The sequence below is a fragment of the Micromonospora sp. NPDC047738 genome, assembly GCF_040642675.1.
In the GTDB taxonomy this organism is placed as follows: Bacteria; Actinomycetota; Actinomycetes; order Mycobacteriales; family Micromonosporaceae; genus Micromonospora.
This window is the reverse complement of the sequence record NZ_JBEYSO010000017.1, coordinates 68,830-87,494: the sequence shown is the minus strand read 5'-3', so window position 1 is coordinate 87,494 and position 18,665 is coordinate 68,830. Positions and strand designations below refer to the sequence as shown.

General features: G+C 70.1%; 15 protein-coding genes. 14 read left to right on the top strand and 1 reads right to left on the bottom strand.

Going from position 1 to position 18,665, the window contains the following annotated elements:
* Positions 1–27 precede the first annotated feature (27 nt).
* Genes ABZ783_RS24145 through ABZ783_RS24135 form a run of 3 tightly spaced genes read left to right on the top strand, consistent with a single transcriptional unit; the run spans position 28 to position 1,139 of the window.
* A complete protein-coding gene (locus ABZ783_RS24145) occupies positions 28–402 on the top strand; it encodes a glyoxalase superfamily protein (RefSeq protein WP_357441943.1) in 375 nt (124 codons plus the stop codon).
* Positions 395–715 carry a metalloregulator ArsR/SmtB family transcription factor gene (locus ABZ783_RS24140; RefSeq protein WP_357441941.1) on the top strand — a complete coding sequence of 107 codons (321 nt, stop codon included), beginning with the start codon at positions 395–397 and terminating at the stop codon, positions 713–715. Before ABZ783_RS24145 ends, ABZ783_RS24140 begins: the two co-directional genes overlap by 8 nt.
* Positions 708–1,139: an SRPBCC domain-containing protein gene (locus ABZ783_RS24135; protein ID WP_357441939.1), complete on the top strand. Its 432-nt coding sequence runs from the start codon at positions 708–710 to the stop codon at positions 1,137–1,139. The genes ABZ783_RS24140 and ABZ783_RS24135 overlap by 8 nt, the downstream gene beginning before the upstream one ends.
* Positions 1,140–1,351: 212 nt before the next feature.
* On the opposite strand, the gene ABZ783_RS24130 is transcribed toward ABZ783_RS24135, so the two are convergent.
* Entirely contained in the window at positions 1,352–2,341 is a 990-nt protein-coding gene (locus tag ABZ783_RS24130; RefSeq protein WP_357441937.1) for a BadF/BadG/BcrA/BcrD ATPase family protein, read from the bottom strand.
* A gap of 198 nt (positions 2,342–2,539) precedes the next feature.
* Here ABZ783_RS24130 and ABZ783_RS24125 point away from each other — a divergent pair, with 198 nt between their 5' ends.
* The 11 genes from ABZ783_RS24125 (at position 2,540) to ABZ783_RS24075 (ending at position 18,524) form a co-directional block, all read left to right on the top strand.
* Positions 2,540–3,502 carry a MurR/RpiR family transcriptional regulator gene (locus ABZ783_RS24125; protein ID WP_357441935.1) on the top strand — a complete coding sequence of 321 codons (963 nt, stop codon included), beginning with the start codon at positions 2,540–2,542 and terminating at the stop codon, positions 3,500–3,502.
* The gene (locus ABZ783_RS24120; RefSeq protein ID WP_357441933.1) at positions 3,499–4,248 is read left to right on the top strand and encodes an SIS domain-containing protein; all 750 of its coding nucleotides are present in this window, start codon (positions 3,499–3,501) and stop codon (positions 4,246–4,248) included. Before ABZ783_RS24125 ends, ABZ783_RS24120 begins: the two co-directional genes overlap by 4 nt.
* Before the next feature lie 25 nt (positions 4,249–4,273).
* Positions 4,274–5,686 carry an N-acetylglucosamine/diacetylchitobiose ABC transporter substrate-binding protein gene (gene ngcE / locus ABZ783_RS24115; RefSeq protein ID WP_357441931.1) on the top strand — a complete coding sequence of 471 codons (1,413 nt, stop codon included), beginning with the start codon at positions 4,274–4,276 and terminating at the stop codon, positions 5,684–5,686.
* Positions 5,687–5,708: 22 nt separating this feature from the next.
* Entirely contained in the window at positions 5,709–6,650 is a 942-nt protein-coding gene (locus ABZ783_RS24110) for a sugar ABC transporter permease (RefSeq protein WP_357441929.1), read from the top strand.
* A 163-nt stretch (positions 6,651–6,813) separates the two neighbouring features.
* On the top strand, positions 6,814–7,617 hold the full coding sequence (locus ABZ783_RS24105) for a carbohydrate ABC transporter permease (RefSeq protein ID WP_357442001.1): 804 nt from the start codon (positions 6,814–6,816) through the stop codon (positions 7,615–7,617).
* A 207-nt stretch (positions 7,618–7,824) separates the two neighbouring features.
* Positions 7,825–9,528 (top strand): bifunctional 3'-5' exonuclease/DNA polymerase, encoded by a 1,704-nt coding sequence (locus ABZ783_RS24100; RefSeq protein WP_357441927.1) that lies wholly within the window; start codon positions 7,825–7,827, stop codon positions 9,526–9,528.
* Positions 9,529–9,671: 143 nt separating this feature from the next.
* The gene (locus ABZ783_RS24095) at positions 9,672–10,265 is read left to right on the top strand and encodes an NTP transferase domain-containing protein (RefSeq protein ID WP_073836720.1); all 594 of its coding nucleotides are present in this window, start codon (positions 9,672–9,674) and stop codon (positions 10,263–10,265) included.
* Between the two features lie 85 nt (positions 10,266–10,350).
* Complete coding sequence (locus ABZ783_RS24090; protein ID WP_357441926.1) at positions 10,351–11,085, top strand: hypothetical protein; 735 nt, start codon at positions 10,351–10,353, stop codon at positions 11,083–11,085.
* 133 nt (positions 11,086–11,218) lie between these two features.
* The gene (locus tag ABZ783_RS24085) at positions 11,219–11,614 is read left to right on the top strand and encodes a hypothetical protein (RefSeq protein ID WP_357441925.1); all 396 of its coding nucleotides are present in this window, start codon (positions 11,219–11,221) and stop codon (positions 11,612–11,614) included.
* 144 nt (positions 11,615–11,758) lie between these two features.
* Complete coding sequence (locus ABZ783_RS24080) at positions 11,759–12,736, top strand: BTAD domain-containing putative transcriptional regulator (RefSeq protein ID WP_357441923.1); 978 nt, start codon at positions 11,759–11,761, stop codon at positions 12,734–12,736.
* 148 nt (positions 12,737–12,884) lie between these two features.
* Positions 12,885–18,524: an RHS repeat-associated core domain-containing protein gene (locus tag ABZ783_RS24075; RefSeq protein WP_357441921.1), complete on the top strand. Its 5,640-nt coding sequence runs from the start codon at positions 12,885–12,887 to the stop codon at positions 18,522–18,524.
* Positions 18,525–18,665 lie beyond the last annotated feature (141 nt).

Sequence of the window (18,665 nt, the reverse complement as noted above, 5' to 3'; positions counted from 1 at the left end):
AGGAAATCTCCTACCTATTGTGGTGGCATGACCGTGACCCACGTGCAGCTCCTCTCCGTGCCTGTCAGCGACCAGGACCGGGCCCGCGACTTCTACCTCGACGTCCTCGGCTTCGACCTCGTCTGGGACAACCCGATGGGGCCCGGCGGTCGCTGGGTCCAGGTCGCCCCGAAGGGCGCCGCGACGGCGCTGACCCTGGTCACCTGGTTCCCCACCATGCCACCCGGCTCGCTCAAGGGCCTGGTGCTGGAGACCGACGACCTCGACGCCGACGTGGCCCGGCTGCGCGAACGGGGCGTCGTCTTCGCCGACGACGGCATCCAGACCGCCCCCTGGGGCCGGTACGTCACCTTCGACGACCCGGACGGCAACGGCATCGTGCTTCAGGCCACCCGTGTCTGAGGGGGACGTCTTCGCGGCGCTGGCCAACCCCACCCGGCGGGAGGTGCTCCGGCTGCTGCTCGAACGGGGTGAACAGCCGGTGCAGCGGCTCGCCGACCACTTCGAGATGCGCCGGCCCAGCCTCTCCGAGCACCTGCGGGTGCTCAAGGACGCCGGCCTGGTGACCGAACAGCCGGTCGGCCGGCAGCGGTTCTACGCACTGCGGCCCGAGCCGTTGCGCCAGGTGGCCGACTGGCTCGGCCCGTACGAGCAGTTCTGGCGGGCCCGCCTGGCCGACCTGCGCGAGGTGCTGGACGGGCTGCCCGATGACTGAGTCGACGGCGATCGCCCTCGACCAGTTCCTGCCCCACCCGCCGACCAAGGTCTGGCGGGCGCTGACCGATTCTGACCTGCTGGCGCGCTGGCTCATGCCGAACGACTTCCGGCCCGTCCCGGGGCACCGGTTCAGCTTCCGAACCATCCCGCGACCCGGTCAGGGCTTCGACGGCGTGGTCCACTGCGAACTGCTGGAGTTGGACGAGCCGCGCCGGTTGCGCTGGGCCTGGCGGGGCGGCCGCCTGGACACGGTGGTCAGCTGGACGCTGGTGCCCGAGGGGCGGGGCACCCGGCTGTTCCTGGAACACTCCGGCTTCGACCCGGACGACCCGGTGCAGCGGCGCACGTTCACGCTCCTTGACGGCGGCTGGCGCAGTCACGTCTGGCGCCGCCTCGAGCAGACCCTCACCGCCCTGCCCTGACCCCGCGCCTTCCCGCCCTCCGGGCCTTCGCGCACTCCAGGGCTTCTCGCACTCCAGGCCCCCGCGGCGCCGAGGGCGGTATCGCTTCACACGCTACGAACTTGATGACGTGAACGATTCAGGCCCCGGGTCGGCGGTGCCGCGCGGGGCGGACTCCACGCTGAGTCGGCTGTGTCATCAAATTCGCGGTTGGGCCACAGGCGGCGCGAGGGTCAGGTGGTCGTCGAAACCAGGAGGGCGTGCAGGGCTGCCGGGTCGGTGACCTCGGGCAGTTCGCGGGCGGCGAGCCAGGCGGCCGCCGCGGCCCCGTCGCCGGCCGTGTGCAGCGGCGCGTCCGGCCACCGGCGGGCGAGCTCGGCACGGACCGCGGCGCCGAGCGGGGTGTCCCCGGTGAGCAGCCCGCCGCCGAGCACCACCGGGTCGGCCGCCCCGGGCGGCCGGATCCGGGCCGCGTTCTCCGCGAGCAGCACGGCGGCCTCGCCGATCAGCGCCTGGGCGGTCGGCTCGCCCGCGCGGGCCGCGGTCACCACCAGCGGCGCGAGCCGGGCCAGCTCCACCGGCGGTCGCTGGGTCACCGCCTGCACGACCGCCTCGGCGGTCGCCCGCGGCCGGGCCGCCACCTCGGCCGAGCCGGTCAGCTCGGCGAGCACCCGGCCGGCCAGCTCGCCGGGCGGGTCGGCGCGGTCCAGGTCGGACAGCAGCCGGCGGACCGCCTCCCGGCCGAGCCAGAACCCCGAGCCGGCATCGCCGAGCAGCCAGCCGTGCCCGTCCGCGGTGCGGTCCAGGCGCAGGTCGCGCACCTGGGCGGCGATCGCGCCGGTGCCCGCGATGAGCACGGTGCCGTCCGTGGCCGCGGTGCCCGAGGCGTACGCCACCAGCGCGTCGCCGTGCACCGCGTACGGGCAGCGCAGGCCCGCGTCGGACCAGGCCTGGTCGAAGGCGGCCCGCCCCTGCGGGTCGGCGAGGAGCCGGCCGGCCCCGGCCAGCCCGATCACGCCGGCGCGTACCCGGGTCGGGTCGACGTCGGCGAGCGCGGCGCGCAGCGCGGCGAGCAGTTCGGCGGCGGCCCGCTCGGCACCGTGGCTGGTCGGGTTGCCGCCGCCGGCCCGGCCCGTGCCGAGCCGTACGCCGTCGATGCTGACGGCGGCGGCGCGGGTGGACGTACCCCCGACGTCGAGGCCGACCACGGCGGTGTCGGACATCCGCTGGGCCTCCCTGGGCTCGGGCGTAGTGGCTCTTCATGCTGGTCCGCCCGGAACGCCGAGGCAAGATCCACGGCCCGTTCGGCGGCTGTGCGCGAGGTAACAGTTTGAAAACTTCGCCCACGGCCTTGACACAGAGGGGGCGTCAGTAAGAACTTTTACCACTAACAGTAAACACTCTTTTCCGAAAGGCGTCCCATGGTTGATCACGAGGTGGACACCCCCGCGGGGACCGCGGTGGTCGACGCCGACGCGGTCGACCGGCGGGGTGCGGTGGCGGTCTCCTCCGACGGAGTGCTGGCCAGGGTCCGGGCCGGGGCCGGGGAGCTGACGGGGGCGTTGCGCCGGGTCGCCGAGCACGTGCTCAGCGACCCGGAGGCGGCGGCCCGGGCCACCATCGTGGAACTGGCCGAGCGCAGCGGCACCTCACCGGCGACCATCACCCGGTTCTGCCGGGCGATGGGCTTCGAGGGCTACGCCGACCTGCGGCTCGGCATCGCCGCGGAGACGGGCCGGGCGCGCTCGGCGGGCTGGACCGTCGACATCGGCCGGGAGATCCAGCCCAGTGACCCGCTGTCCCGGGTCCTCGACCAGATCATGGCCGCCGACACCCGCGCCATGCACGACACCGCCGCGCTGCTCGACCTCGCCGAGGTGGAGAAGGCGGCGGTGGCCATCGCCGGCGCGAGCCGGGTGAACATCTTCGGCGCCAGCGGCAGCGCCCTGGTGGGCGAGGAGATGCAGTTCAGCCTGCACCGCATCGGGGTGGCCGCCTGGGCCTGGAGCGACGTGCACGAGGGCCTGGCCAGCGCCGCCCTGCTCGGTGTCGGCGACGTGGCGCTGGGCATCTCGCACACCGGGCAGACCCGGGAGACCATCGAGTTGCTCGCGGAGGCGGGCAGCCGGGGCGCCACCACGGTCGCGCTGACCGGCTTCCCCCGCTCGCCGCTGGCCGAGCTTGCCGACATCGTGCTGGTCACCGCCAGCCAGGCCACCACCTTCCGGCCCGACGCGCTCTCCGCCCGGCACCCTCAGCTCGTCGTGCTCGACCTGCTCTACATCGCCGTGGCGCAGCGCACCCACGACCGCGCCCACGCGGCCTTCCGGCGTACCGCCCAGGCCGTCGACGGGCACAAGGCCGCGAAGGGGGGCACTTCATGATCAGCGCCCAGCGGTACGCGGACGCCGTCCGGCCGGTGCTCGACCGGCTGGTCGACACGCAGGCGGCGGCGGTGGACCGGGCCGCCGACCTGATCGCCGCCGGGCTGCGCGCCGGCGGGGTGCTCCAGGCCTTCGGCGCCGGCCACTCCGAGGCGTTCGCCGCCGAGCTGGTGGCCCGGGCCGGCGGGCTGGTGCCCACCAACCGACTCTCCCTGCACGACCTCGTGCTGCACGGTGACGCGCCCCGCGACGTGCTCGCCGACCCCAAGCTGGAACGCGACCCGGCCGTGGCGCACCAGCTCTACGCCCTCGCGGCGCCGCAGCCCGAGGACGTGTTCGTGGTCGCCTCCCAGTCCGGCATCAACGGCTCGGTGGTCGAGCTGGCGGCGCTGGTCCGGGCGCACGGCCATCCGTTGATCGCGGTCACCTCGGTCGAGCACACGGCACGGGTCGCCCCGCGGCACCCGTCCGGGCACCGGCTCGCCGACCTCGCCGACGTCGTGCTGGACAACGGCGCGCCGTACGGCGACGCACTGCTGCCGCTCGAGGGCGGCGGCGCGGTCTGTGCGGTCTCGTCGGTCACCGCGGCGCTGCTGGCGCAGCTGCTGACCGCCGAGGTCGTACGACGGTTCCACCAGGCCGGAGAGGTACCCCCTATCTACCTCTCCGCCAACGTCCCCGGTGGGGACGAGCACAACCTCGCCCTCGAGTCGCGGTACGCCGGGCGCCTCCGGCGCACCGCCTGACCCGACACCACAAGGAGAGACGAAGATGTCGGTTACTCCCGAGAACCTCGGCGACCTCAGCCGGCGGACGCTGCTGCGGCGGGCCGCTGCGGCCGGCCTGCTCGCCACCCCGGCGATGGGCCTGCTCAGCGCCTGCGCCGGCAGCGAGCCGAAAAAGTCCGACGACACCGGCGGCGCGAAGAGCAAGGACAACCCGTTCGGCGTCAAGGACGGCAGCGCGGTCAAGGTGGTCATCTTCAACGGTGGCCTCGGTGACCAGTGGGCGAAGGAAGACAAGGTCATCTTCAACGCCAAGCACGCCAACGTCACGGTCAACATGAGCTCGACTCAGAAGATCAAGACCGAAGAGCAGCCGAAGATGGCGACGCAGCCGAGTGACCTGGTGATGAACTCGGGTGCGGACATGATGGACCGCAGCACGCTGATCAACGAGGGTGCCATCGAGCCGCTCGACGACCTGCTCACCGCCCCGGCGTGGGACGGCGAGGGCACCGTCGCCGACACCCTGTTGCCCGGCACGGTGTCCGACGGCACGCAGAACGGCAAGTTCTACGTCGTCAACGTGGCGTTCACGGTCTGGGGCAACTGGTACAACGCCGCCCTGTTCAAGAAGGAGGGTTGGCAGCCGCCCACGACCTGGGACGAGTTCTTCGCGCTCGCTCCGAAGATCAAGGCCAAGGGCATGGCGCCCTACGTCCACGACGCGGTCCACGGTTACTACCCCCGGTGGGCGCTGATGGCGAGCATCTGGAAGTCCGCGGGCAAGCAGGTGGTCGTCGACATCGACAACCTCAAGGACAACGCGTGGAAGGCCGACGGCGTCCTCAAGGCGCTGGAGCCGTGGGAGAAGCTCGTCAAGGACAAGCTGCTGCTGCCGGGCAAGCTCGACCACACCCAGTCGCAGCAGGCCTGGCTCGACGGCAAGGCGGCGTTCATCCAGGTCGGCACCTGGCTGAAGAACGAGATGTCGGCGACCATCCCGCCGGGCTTCGAGCTCACGATCTCCGACTACTGGTCCAACCCGGGCGACAAGGCGCCGAAGGACGTGTTCGCCGCCTCCGGCGAGGGCTTCGTCGTGCCGAGCAAGGCCCCCAACAAGGCCGCCGCCAAGGAGTTCCTGCGGGCGATCCTGTCGAAGGAGGGCTCGGCCAAGTTCGCCGAGCTGACCAAGTCGCTGGCCTCCACCAAGGGCTCCGGCGACAACGTGCAGGACTCGGCACTGTCCAGCGCGAACGCCCTGATGAAGAACGGCGGCAGCGAGCTCATCTCGGTCAAGTTCCAGGACTTCTACGCCGACCTGGACAAGGAGAGCCAGAACCTCTCCGAGGAGCTGATGGCCGGCCGGCTCACCGCGCAGCAGTTCATCGACAAGATGCAGACGGCCGCCGACAAGGTCGCCAAGGACTCGTCGATCAAGAAGCAGACCCGCACCGCCTGATCCGTTCGAGAGAGGCAGTCCAATGCGGCACGGAGTCGCGCGTTTCGTCACGGGCTTCCTGGCCCTGCCTGTCGCGCTGTACCTGTTCTACGTGGTGTGGCCGTTCGTGCAGGCGGCGGGATACTCGCTGACCGACTGGGGTGGGTTCTCGGGCTCCCAGAACTTCGTCGGGCTGGACAACTATGTCCGGCTGCTCTCCGACGAGCTGATCCGGAAGGCGTTCTGGCACAACGTCTTCTTCCTGGTCACCGTGCCGCTGTTCACCATCGCGCTGGCCCTGTTCCTCGCGTTCCTGCTCAATGTGGGCGGACGCGAGGACAGGGCCGGCATCCGCGGGGTGTTCGGCTCCGGCCTCTACAAAATCATCTTCTTCTTCCCGCAGGTGCTGTCGCTGGTGGTCATCGCCGTCATGTGGCAGCAGATCTACCGGACCGACGGGCAGGGCCTGATCAACGGGATGCTCATCAAGATCGGACTGGTCGACGCGGACAATCCGATCGCGTTCACCGCCGATCCGGCGCCCTTCCTCGGCGTACCGGCGGTGCTGTGGTGGCTGCTGCTCATCGCGGTGTGGAGCGGGGCCGGTTTCTACATGGTGCTCTTCTCCGCGGCGATGCAGTCGATCCCGAAGGACATCTTTGAGGCGGCGATCCTGGACGGCGCGAACCGGTTCCACACCTTCTTCCGGGTCACCCTGCCGCTGCTGCGGGACACCATCTCGGTCGCCTGGGTCTACCTGGGCTTCATCGCGCTGGACATGTACGCCCTGGTCTTCGTCATGACCCCGAGCCAGGGCGGCCCGAACCATGCCAGCGAGATCTTCGCGTCGGTGCTCAACTTCACCGCGTTCCAGAAGGGCCAGTACGGCTACGCCTGCGCGATGGGTGTCGCGCTGGCCATCTTCACGATCCTGCTCGCCGCGCTGCAGCTGAGGATCACCCGTCGTGACCGCATCGAGTACTGAAGGAGGCGCGACGATGAGCACGGCGACGCACGGTCTCGGCCGGGCCGACCAGGCCAGCCCGTCCCGCCCGGCGCCCGTACGGCGGGCCGACGCCCGCCGGGCCGGCGTGGGTGCCCGGATCTTCAACGGCTTCTCCCACCTGTTCCTGGTGGTCTGGGCCCTGATGGTGGTCTACCCGCTGGTGTGGGTGGTGATGTCGGCACTCAAGAACGACTCGGAGGTCATCCGCGAGCCGCTCTCCCTGATCCCGAGCAAGCTGCACTGGGACAACTTCGCCCGGGCCTGGACCGAGGGGCACCTCGGGTCGTTCTTCCTCAACACGGTGCTGGTGCTGGCCGGCAGCGTCACGCTGACCATGCTGCTCGGCTCGATGGCCGCCTACGCCCTGGCGCGCTACGAGTTCCGCGGCAACCGGCTGATCTACTACATGTTCCTCTCCGGCCTGACCCTGCCGATCTACCTGGCCGCGGTGCCGCTGTTCAAGGGCGTCTACAACATGGGAAGCACCTTCCCGCTGCTCGGCCCGAACAAGCACCTCATGCTGATCGTGGTCTACGTCGCCTGGTCGCTGTCGTTCACGATCTTCTTCATGCACTCGTTCTTCCGGACGCTGCCCGACTCGATCGCCGAGGCGGCCATGGTCGACGGGGCCTCGCACACCCGGGCCTTCTTCAGCGTGATGCTGCCGATGGCCAAGCCGGGCCTGATCAGCATCGGCATCTTCAACGTGCTCGGCCAGTGGAACCAGTGGTATCTGCCGACCCTGCTCATGCAGTCGGTGGCCGGCGAACCGAAGCATCAGGTGCTCTCCCAGGGGCTGATCGAACTCTCCGTCAACCAGGGCTACAAGTCCGACTGGTCCGGCCTCTTCGCCGGCGTCACCATGGCCATGCTGCCGGTCCTGATCGTGTACATCGTGTTCCAGCGTCAGGTCCAGTCCGGCCTCACCGCCGGCGTCGGCAAGTAAGCCGCCGCCCCCTCCCCGGGCGTCCCGTTCCCGCTGGGCGAGGGGGATGCATGGAAGGAGTGGCCATTCCGAGTCGGATGGCCACTCTTTCCGTGACGGAGGGCCCTCGGGCTTGCGACGCGCTCCGGCGGCGACCCGCGGCGGTGGGGCGCGTCCGGCGGCCATGCATGCGGCGCGCCGCGCCCGGGACCGAGCGGGGCGCGGCGAGTGTCGGAGGGGCGAGGCAGAATCGCGTCCGTGCTGGTGGCGCTGATGTCGGACGAGCGGGGCGGGGGAGTGCTGCAACCCCTCGACCCTGCCGGCCGACCAGCCGGCCCGGCCGAGCCGGTCGCCGACCTCGCCGCCGCGGTGGCTGCCCGGGAGGCCGCCGACCGCCCCCGCTGGGTCTGGGCCACCGGCGCCTCGCTCTACCCGGCGCTGCTGCGCGCCGGCGTACGGCTGGACCGCTGCCACGACGTCGAGCTCACCGAGTCGCTGCTGCTCGGCTACGCGGGCCGCTGGGGCGAGCCCCGGTCGCTCGCCGCCGCCTGGGCCCGGCTCACCGGCGCGCCGGTGCCGCCTGACCCGGCGCCCCGCCCGGCGGAACCCCCCGGTCACGGCCAGGGCGCGCTCTTCGACCCGCCGTCCGGCCCGCCCGGTCCGGGCATCGAGGCGTTGACCCGGGTGTACGCGGACCAGCTCGACCGGATCGCGGCGACTGCGCAGCCCGGCCGGTTCCGGCTGCTGGTCGCCGCCGAGTCGGCCGGTGCGCTGATCGCCGCCGAGATGGGGGCGGCCGGCCTGCCGTGGCGCGCCGACGTGCACGACGCGATCCTCGCCGACCTGCTCGGCGAGGCGTCGCCGGTCGGCGGGCCGCCCCGCCGGCTGGCCGAGCTGGCCGCCCGGATCGCCGACGCGTTCGGCGTCCGTCAGTTGCACGCCGACTCCCCGGCCGAGCTGTTGAAGGCGTTCGCTCGGGCCGGCGTGGAGCTGCCGAACACGCGGGCCTGGGTGCTGCGCGGGGTGGAGCACCCGGCGGTGCCGCTGGTGCTCGAGTACAAGGAGCTCTACCGGATCTGGACGGCGCACGGCTGGGCGTGGCGGGACGCCTGGGTCTCCGGTGGCCGGTTCCATCCCGAGTACGTGCCCGGTGGGGTGGTCTCCGGCCGCTGGGCTACCCGGGGCGGCGGCGCGTTGCAGATCCCGAAGGTGATCCGGCGTGCGGTGGTGGCCGACCCGGGCTGGGCGTTCGTGGTGGCCGACGCGGGGCAGCTCGAACCTCGGGTGCTCGCCGCGGTCTCTGGGGACGACCGGCTGGCCGCCGCCGGTGGCGCCGGGGACCTCTACGCCGCCCTGGCCCGGGACGCCTTCGCCGGTGACCGGGCCCGCGCCAAGGTGGCCCTGCTCGGCGCCATGTATGGGCAGACCGGTGGCGCGGCGGTGCCCGCCCTCGCGGTGCTCAAGCGCAACTACCCGACGGCGTTCGGATACGTCGAGGCGGCGGCCCGCACCGGTGAGGCGGGCGGGCTGGTGCGGTCGTGGTTGGGGCGTACCTGCCCGCCGGGGTCGGTGGGCTTCGGCGACGGGGAGGAGGCGGACCCGGACGCCGGGGCGGACCCGCAGGGTCCCCGGGCCCGGGCGGCCCGGTCCCGGGGCCGGTTCACCCGCAACTTCGTCATCCAGGCCACCGCCGCCGAGTGGGCGGCCACGTTGCTGGCCACCCTGCGCACCGCGCTGGCCGGCACCGGGGCCGAGCTGGTGTTCTTCCAGCACGACGAGGTGATGGTGCACTGCCCGGCCGAGCAGGCTGAGACGGTGGCGGCGGCGGTCACCGCTGCGGGCGCCCGGGCCGCCGGGCTGCTCTTCGGGGACACCCCGGTCCGGTTTCCGCTCGACCTGTCCATCGTTGACTGTTACGCCGACGCGGCATAGTCACCACAAATTTCCGTTTTGCCCCGCTACCCGCTCCCGGTGGCGCTCGTTGGTCCGGTGTGCGTACGACGGGACGGACCGGGCGCGGCTGCCCTCGGTCCGTCCCCCTGGTCGAGGGGGCACCGCTGAACCGGATCGCAGGAATGATCATCGCCGCTGGTGGGGGCCGTCGGATCGGCGGACCCGAGGCGTTGCTGCACCAGGGGGAGAAACCCCTGCTGAGCCAGCTGGTCGACACGATGCGCGAGGCGGGCTGCGAGCAGGTCGTGGTCGTGCTGGGCGCGGCGGCCGACCAGGTCCGCGAGACGGCGGACCTGACCGCGGCCACGGTGGTGGTCAACCGGGCCTGGGGGACCGGGGTGGGCTCCTCGATCCGGGCCGGGCTGGCCGCGCTGACCGACGAGGGGATCGAGGCGGTCGTGGTGGTGCCGGTGGACATGCCCGGGCTCACCACCGGCGCGGTCCGCCGGGTGGCCGCCCTGCCGTACCCGGACGTGCTGGTCTGCGCCACCTACGACGGACTGCGTGGCTATCCGATGGTGTTCGGTCGCCGGCACTGGTCCGGGATCGCGACCCTGGCCAGCGCCGACGTCGGGGCCCGGCCGTACCTGCTGGCGCACAAGGACCAGATCGTCGACATCTCCTGCGACTCGGTGGCCGACGGCAGCCGGATCGACAGCCCCGAACTGATGGCCCTCTACGGCCTCTCGATCCCAGAGCAGCGCGTCGGCGTCTGAGGCGTCCGGGCTGAGTATCCGTACGGTTGTGAGGGGTCGGACGCCGGCCATACTCATTGCCATGCGTCGACTCGCTACCGCCCTGGTGTGCCTGGCCGCGCTCGTCAGCTGCGCCAAGCCAGGGACCGCGCCCGCGGCGCCCGGCTCCGCCGAGGACACCCGCTGGGCCACCTACCAGGCCGACGTCACCGCCGTACGCGTCAGCGACGACCCGCGCTCTCTCGTGCTGATCCTGGCGCTGCTCGGGGACGCCGATGGTTGCTCTCGCGATCCGCGCATCACCTACTTCGTCGAGGAGAACAACCGCATCTTCGCCAACGTGGTGCAGGACTCGCGCCTGTCGGGGGTGGTCGGGGCCTGCCCCACCCGCACGCCGGGCGAGGTGAACCTGACCGCGCCCGGGCCGATCGACGGCCGGATCGTCGTGCTGAACCAGGAGCCGTGGAAACGCGACGGAGAGAATTACCACCGCTGCGACGACACGTTCGGTTGTGATCCGATGCCGGCGGACCACTGTGCCCGTGCCTGGATCGATGTCGCGGTTCGGGGGATGGACGTGTCCCGGCACTCCGTCGGCTCGCCAGAGGGATGCGATGGTACGTGGCTCGTCATGACAGTGCCGTTCGATCCGGTGCCGTGCGGTGCCGAGGCGCGGCCGGGCTGCAACCCGGCGGTCAATGTGCGCCGCTACTTCCTCCGCTGGGCAGGTCAGCAGGGGTGGGCCACGATCACCAGCTCGACGGAGGCCGGCTGCGGAACGGTTCTCGCCGTGGAGCCGGCCTTTCCGCGGCAGTTTTGCGCTGACCTGGCCAGGCCCTGACCGTCGGCCTGCCCCGGTTCCGGCCGCTTCAGGGTGCCAGCGGCGATTGTGACCATCTCCTCAAGGTGGCGACCGCCTCTCGTTGTTTGTCTCCGCGTCCCACACCAGCTTCACCGGCACACTGCCGTCGGACATGGCGTCCACCCTGTCGGGTCACACCCCGATCGGCATGGGCTACGACCTGTACGGGTGGTACTCGTTCGGCGACAGCAACCTGCCGCTGGAGTACGGCATCGACCGGGTCCGCCGTGGCATCAAGCAGGGCCAGCCGTCGATCCTGCTGGTCAAGCCGCAGCTGCTGCCCTGGGGTACATCCGGCGGCAGCGGCCTGCTCCGCCACTACGTGATGATCTATGGGTATGGATCGGTCGACAGCAGCGCCGGTGCGACGGGTAAGTACACCAGCACCTTCAAGGTCTGGGACCCGTGTGACGCGACCACCCACGACATGACGCTCGACGAGCTGATCACCGCGGCGAACGCCGCCGAGGTGCCCGGCGACATTACGACCATCTCACCGAAGATCTGACGCATCGGGCCGTCGTGCGCCGCGTGGCTTTCGACGCGGCACACGACGGCCCGGTAGTCCGGAGCTCGCCCTGGCTGTTCGGGCTTGTTCGGGCACGTTCGGGACCGTGGACATCCGGCGCCCGACGAATTGACGATCTTTCCCATGGAGCAGTTGGCGGTGAACTTGCTGGGCCCACTGGAGGTGCGGCAGCGAGGTCGCCTGGTACCCATTCCGACCGGGAAAGCGCGCACCCTACTGGCGATGCTGCTGCTTGATCGGGAGCGCACGCTACGTCGGGCGACGGCCTATACCGAATTATGGGGTGACTCCGTGCCTGCCTCGGCCGCTTCGAACTTCCGCAGCTATCTTGCCGAGTTGCGGCTGTGGGTGATGGACCTGGGCGGTCAACTGTTCCAGGGCCGTTACGGCTGGTCGTTGACCATCGCGGGCAGTGTCGATGCTCTGCGGTTCCAGGCCATGATCGACGAAGGTCGTGCTGCGCGGCGCGCCGGGGACGGGGCCTCGGCTATCAGGTTTTTTGCTGATGCGGTTTCGCTGTACCGCGACTCCCCGATGCTCGACGTGCCGCAGGGTCCGGCCCTGTTCGGATACGCGCAGGCCCTGCTCGTCCTGTGGCAGTCCGCCATGGAGGAGTACGCCGAACTGCTGATCGAGGCGGGCGAGCCTGATCGTGCACGCCTGCTGTTGCATTCCTTTCTCGGCCGCCAGCCATATCGCGAGCGGGCCTGGGGTCACCTCATGGTGGCCTGTAGCAGCAGCGGCGATGTCGCGGCCGCCGTTGACGCGTACCGGCGCGCCTGTGGCTATCTGGCCAACGATCTCAAAGCGCGGCCGAGCCCGCTGTTGACGTCGCTGTACGGGGCCATCCTGCGCGGAGATCCGCAGGTACGGCTCGGGTCTGGTCCGGCGCCGCACTACCAAGGCGGTTGGCGGCGGGACACCGGCGCGGTGTGCGCTCCGAAATGCGCACAGGCGTGCGGCACCGACCAACCCTACCCGCATGAGAAAACGAGTAACGAGATGGCGTGCGGTTGTGGCGTCGGCGACCGGGGCGGTATTGGCAGCGACGCTGCTGGCCGTGCCGGCGCAGGCCAAACCGGATCGCCCGCTCCGTCCTGACCTGCCCAAGCCGGCGTCGACGCCGGGCACCAGTGCCGCTCAGACCGCCGGACACAGGCCGGGTCGCGAGGAGGCCAGGTTCCTTCGCACCTCGCCGGGCGCGACCTGGCAGGCCACGGTCGCCGCGCCCACAGGGGTACGAGCGGAGGTGCTCGACCGCGCCACCGCCACCCGTGCCGGCGTCAAGGGCCTGCTCCTGCGAGTCTCCAGCGACAATGCCAAGACCGCGTCTGTCGAGGTCGACTACCGCGGGCTGAGGCACGCTTACGGCGGTGACTGGGCCTCGCGCCTGCAGTTCGTGCGGGTCCACGACGGCAAGGTGTTCCCGGGCCGTAACGATCTGAGAAACGGAAAGCTGCGGGCCGAGCTGCCGCTGCCGGCCAAGTATCGCGTGCCGAGCGGGCAGCCTGCGGATGACGATCCGACTTTCGCCCAAGCGAGTCTGTTCGCGGTGACCGCCGCATCCAGCGGTCCCAACGGCAGCTTCCAGGCCACGACCCTGTCGCCGTCGCTGAGCTGGCAGGTCGGACTGAACTCCGGTGACTTCGGCTGGTCGTACCCGATGGGGGTGCCCGACCTTCCCGGATTGACCCCCGACCTGGGCCTCAACTACTCCTCCGGCAGCGTCGACGGGCGGATGGCCGCGACGAACAACCAACCGTCGATCATCGGTGAGGGCTTCGACTCGCAGGCCGGTTTCATCGAGCGCTCCTACCAGTCGTGCAAGGAGGACGGGCAGGCCACCTCGCAGGAGTTGTGCTTCGCCTCCCAGAACGCGACGGTCGCGCTGCCCGGCATCAGCGGCGAGCTGGTACGCGACGACGCGACCGGCGTCTGGAAATCCGAGGAGGACAGCGGATGGCGCGTGGAGCTGCTCACCGGCGCACCGAACGGCGACAACGACGGTGAGTACTGGCGGCTGACCTCCCCGGATGGCACGCAGTACTTCTTCGGCCGGTCGGCGGCGGCGAAGTCGGCATGGACGGTGCCGGTCTTCGGCGACGACGCGGGCGAGCCGTGCCACCAGTCGGTGTTCGCCAGCGCGTGGTGCACCCAGGCGTACCGATGGAACCTCGACTACGTCGTCGACACCCACGGCGACGCGATGGCGTACTACTACGACACCGAAACCAACTACTACAGCCGCGCCCAGTACGTGCGCGCAGGGCAGTTGAACCGGATCGAGTACGGCTTCCGGGACGGCTCGACCGCCCCCGCTCCGGGCCGGGTCACCTTCACCACGGTGCCGCGCTGCATCCCCGGCACGGTCTGCGACCCGGCGACCAACCCGCAGAACTTCCCCGACGTGCCGTTCGACCAGCAGTGCACGAGCACGACGTGCGACATCACGACCCCGACGTTCTGGACGACCAAGCGGCTGGCAAAGATAACCACGCAGGTCCATCACGACTCCGGGTACCGCGATGTGGCGTCGTGGACGCTCAACCACGAGTTTCCGGCGAACGGCGACGGCACCGCTCCCGGGTTGTGGTTGGAGTCGATCGTCCACGCCGGGCACGTCGGCGGGACGGTGACCATGCCGCCGGTGCAGTTCGACGGGGAGCCGCGCGACAACCGGGTCGACGGGCTCGACATGGCACGCCCGTTCGCCAAGTGGCGCCTGAACACCATCACCAACGAGACCGGTGGCCGAATCGAGGTCACGTACGCGGAGCCTGACTGTCATCGATCGAGCCTCCCCGTGCCCGACAGCAACGCGATGGCCTGCTATCCCGGGTACTGGCTGATGGGCGGCTCCACCGAGCCGACACTGGACTGGTTCCACAAGAGCGTCGTCACCCGGGTCGTCGAGCGGGACATGACCGGCAGCACCAAGGCGGCGGAGGTCACGGAATACGAATACCTCGGCGGTGCCGGATGGACCCACGACACGGGTGAGCTGACACCGGCCCGGTTCAAGTCATGGGGACAGTTCCGTGGCTACCAGCGCACCCGGGTCAAGCACGGCGATCCGCTGACCGGGACGCAGAGCGTCGAGGAGCACCTGTTCCTGCGGGGCATGGACAACGACCTCCTGTCCAGCGGTGCACGCCGTGACGTGTGGGTGAGCGACTCGCAGGGCGGCACCATCGAGGACAAGCCGGTGCGGCGGGGCTTCACCCGCGAGGTGACCGCCTTCAACGGCACCGACTGGCTCAGCAAGACCATCTCCGAACCGTTGGAGATCCGCAAGACGGCCACCCGCAACCGGCCGGTCGGGCCGCTGGAGGCGTACCTGACCGAGGAGCGGTCCGAGCGCGAGTACACCAAGCATCCGGGCGGGGTGTGGGTCACCGAAACCCTCTACTCGTACGACGACTACGGCCGGGTGATCCAGACCCACGATCGCGGAGACGTATCGAACCCGGACGACGACACGTGTGCGCGAACGTCGTACACCCAGAACCTCACCTCGTGGATCATCGATACGGTGGCCAGGCTGGAGACGGTCAGCGTGGGCTGCGACGTGACGCCGAAAGGCGCTGACCTCATCGGCGACCAGCGCCACTACTACGACGGTGCGACCAGCATCACCACACCCCCGGTGAAGGGCGATCTGACGAAGTCGGAGGAGGCGTCCGAACCGGGCGTCTACGTGTCGACGGGTGCTACGCGGTACGACGTGCACGGCCGCCCGATCGAGGCAACGGATCCGTCCGGTGACAAGGGCACGGTGACCTACACCCCGGAGACCGGGGGGCCAGTGACGTCGGTCGCGGAAACCAACGCCCTCGGGCACACCAACACCACCTCGGTCGATCCGTTGCTGGGCACCGTCCGGTCCACGGTCGATGCCAACGGGGTACGGACCGACATGACCTACGACCCGCTGGGCCGGCTCACCGCGGGCTGGGCTCCCGGCCGCAGCAAGTCAGCCGGGCAGTCACCTTCGGCGACCTTCTCCTACCTGGTGCGCGGCAACGCGCCCTCGGTCGTCACCAGCAGCACGCTGCTGTCCAACGGTTCGTACCTGGTCAGCCGGAACCTCTTCGACGGGTTCCTGCGGCTGCGCCAGACGCAGAGCCCGTCGCCATACGGCGGGCGGGTCATCACCGACACGTTCTACGACAGCCAGGGCCGTGTCTTTAGAACCAACGACGACTATTGGAATGCCGACTCCGCCCCCGCGACCTCGTTGTTCCTGGTGTCGGACACCGACGTGCTGGCGCAGACGCGGTATCTCTTCGACGCCGCGGGGCGGGAGACCGACGAGATCCTCCTGTCGGAGGGCGTCGAGAAGTGGCGAACCAGGACTTCGTACGGCCCGAACTGGACGGCGATCGACACGCCCGCGGGCGGCACGGCGACCATGGAGGTCTTCGATCTCGAAGGTCGCACCGTCGAGCTGCGGCAGTTCCACGGCGACTCGCCGACCGGCGCCTACGACGCGACGAGGTACACCTACAACAAGACCGGGCAGAAGGCGAGTGTGACCGACTCCGCCGGAAACGTCTGGCGCTCCTTCTACGACCTGCGCGGTCGCCTGATCCGCGACGAGGACCCGGACTCCGGGGTGACGGTCCGCACCTACGACGACGAGGACCAGCTCGTCTCCAGCACCGACTCCCGCGGCAGCACGCTGACCACCACCTACGACGCGTTGGGTCGCAAGACCGGCCAGCTCCACGGACAGACGAAGCTGGCGGCGTGGACGTACGACACGCTCCCCAACGGCAAGGGGCTGCCGGTCGCCTCGATCCGGTACGTCGACGGAAACGCCTACTCCAGCGAGGTCGCGGGGTACCAGCAGGGGACGGGCCGCCCGCTGGGATCGAAGGTCACCATCCCCGAGTCGGAAGAGGGCCTGGCCGGTACCTACTCCACCAGCCTGACCTACGACGCGTTCGGGCTGCTCAGCATGACCGGGCTGCCGGCGGCTCCGGGACTACGCGACGAGACCCTCACCCACCGGTACAACGACCTCGACCTGTCGCAGAGCTTGTCGGGGCTGGACAGCTACATCAGCGACACGTCCTACGACGAATTTGGCCGCGTGATCGGCACCGCGTACGGCGCGGAAGAGCACCAGGTCTGGTCCAGGTTCGGGTTCGACCCGGTGACCGGGCGGCTGGAGTTCGCCTCGATGGACCGCCAGGACGACAACGACCCGAGCGTGTCGGCGGTGACCTACCTCTACGACCCGGTCGGCAACGTGTTGTCGAGTGAGGACGCCGTCTCCGGCGACCAGCAGTGCTTCGGCTACGACTACCTGACCCGGCTGACCGACGCCTGGACTCCGTCGTCCGGCGACTGCGGCGACGCGCGATCCGCGTCGGCGCTGGACGGACCCGCACCCTATTGGCACTCGTTCACCTACGACAAGACCGGGAACCGGCTGTCGGAGGTCCGCCACGCGGCGGGTGGGGACACCACCCGGGCGTACACCTATCCCACGGCGGGGTCGGCGCAGCCGCACACCCTCAAATCGGTGACCACCACCGGCCCCGGAGGGTCGAAGACCGACACCTACACCTATGACAGCACCGGCAACATGCTGACCCGCCAGGGCCAGAACCTCACCTGGGACGCGGAGGGGCACCTCGAAAAGGTCGGGAACACCTCGTTTCTCTACGACGCCGACGGCAACCGGCTGATTCGTCGCGACGCCTCCGGCGCCACCCTCTATCTCGGCGGGCTGGAAATCCACCGCGGTACCACCGGGAGCCTCTCCTCGACCCGCTACTACGGCAACTCCGCCGTACGCACCTCGGCCGGGTTGACCTGGCTGGTTTCCGACCACCAGGGCACCGCCAACATCGCCATCAAGGCGTCGGACCTGTCGGTGACCAGGCGGTACCAGACCCCGTTCGGTCAGTCACGCGGCACCTCGGTGAGTTGGCCGTCGCAGCGCGGCTTCGTCGGCGGGACCAACGATCCGTCGACCGGGCTGGTGCATCTCGGCGCACGGGAGTACGACCCGGACATCGGCCGGTTCATCTCGATCGACCCGATCATCGACGACACCGACCCACAGCAGATGCACGGGTACGCATACGCGAACAACTCTCCGGTCACGTTCTCCGACCCGGACGGGCTGAAGTACAAGTGCTCCAACCCGCGCCAGTGCGACGGCAGCGCCGCGAAGCAGAAGGCGGACGCGGCCAAGCGCAAGAAGTGGGAGGCGGCTCAGAAGAAGAAGCGCGAGGCCCAGGCGAAGAAGGCATCGCGGCCGCGGGTGGACAAGGAAGACCAGGTTTACGGCAAGCGCAACCGCGATGCCGAGGCCGCACGGAAGCGGAAGAACGAACGGCAGGACAAGGAGGACAAGGTCTACGGCAAGCGCAACCGCGACGACGAGGCCGCGCGGAAGCGGAAGAACGAACGGTACGACAAGGAGGACGTCGCCAAGGGGCGCGTGAAGCCGCCGAAGAAGAGCACCAAGCCAACGACCAAAACGCCAAAACCGAAGAGCACGAAGTCGACGACTCCGGCACCGAAGAAGGGCGGCGACTCGGGCGGACCGACCCGTAAGGACTGGGTCAACGCGGCGAAATGGGTCCACGAGATCGGTGGCGTAGCGAACTGGGGTGGCGCGGCTGTCGCTGGCGGGTGCCTGTACTGGCAATTGCATGCTTGCGCCGCCGCAGCCGCACAAGTCAGCAAGGCCGGCGCCGCCGCCCAAATCGGTTCTGGAGCCTTCATCGCGTGGGACGCGTGCGATCGGGGTGAGGATTGTGCGACGTCGGCCTTGGCTTTCGTCAATGACGTGGGTGGGGCAGCGGCGCCACAACTCGCCCTGTGGGCCTCGTTCAAGTGGGTGGACAGAATAACTCGACCCGGTAGGTAGCTACTCACATCAACAGCAGCGCGGTGGCGTCGGTTCTCACGCCACCGCGCTGCTGTTGTTGGGTCTCGCGCCATTCACCACCAGCGGCAATCCTCCGTGTGCGCCGTGGTGTGCGCCGTGATGTGCGGCACCTAGCGACGC

Bases quoted from the DNA above. Each gene is read 5' to 3' on its own strand.
- ABZ783_RS24145 (WP_357441943.1), top strand. From the start codon at position 28: ATGACCGTGACCCACGTGCAGCTCCTCTCCGTGCCTGTCAGCGACCAG.
- ABZ783_RS24135 (WP_357441939.1), top strand. From the start codon at position 708: ATGACTGAGTCGACGGCGATCGCCCTCGACCAGTTCCTGCCCCACCCG.
- ABZ783_RS24130 (WP_357441937.1), bottom strand. From the start codon at position 2,341: ATGTCCGACACCGCCGTGGTCGGCCTCGACGTCGGGGGTACGTCCACC.
- ABZ783_RS24125 (WP_357441935.1), top strand. From the start codon at position 2,540: ATGGTTGATCACGAGGTGGACACCCCCGCGGGGACCGCGGTGGTCGAC.
- ABZ783_RS24120 (WP_357441933.1), top strand. From the start codon at position 3,499: ATGATCAGCGCCCAGCGGTACGCGGACGCCGTCCGGCCGGTGCTCGAC.
- ngcE (WP_357441931.1), top strand. From the start codon at position 4,274: ATGTCGGTTACTCCCGAGAACCTCGGCGACCTCAGCCGGCGGACGCTG.
- ABZ783_RS24110 (WP_357441929.1), top strand. From the start codon at position 5,709: ATGCGGCACGGAGTCGCGCGTTTCGTCACGGGCTTCCTGGCCCTGCCT.
- ABZ783_RS24105 (WP_357442001.1), top strand. From the start codon at position 6,814: ATGGTGGTCTACCCGCTGGTGTGGGTGGTGATGTCGGCACTCAAGAAC.
- ABZ783_RS24095 (WP_073836720.1), top strand. From the start codon at position 9,672: ATGATCATCGCCGCTGGTGGGGGCCGTCGGATCGGCGGACCCGAGGCG.
- ABZ783_RS24085 (WP_357441925.1), top strand. From the start codon at position 11,219: ATGGCGTCCACCCTGTCGGGTCACACCCCGATCGGCATGGGCTACGAC.
- ABZ783_RS24080 (WP_357441923.1), top strand. From the start codon at position 11,759: ATGGAGCAGTTGGCGGTGAACTTGCTGGGCCCACTGGAGGTGCGGCAG.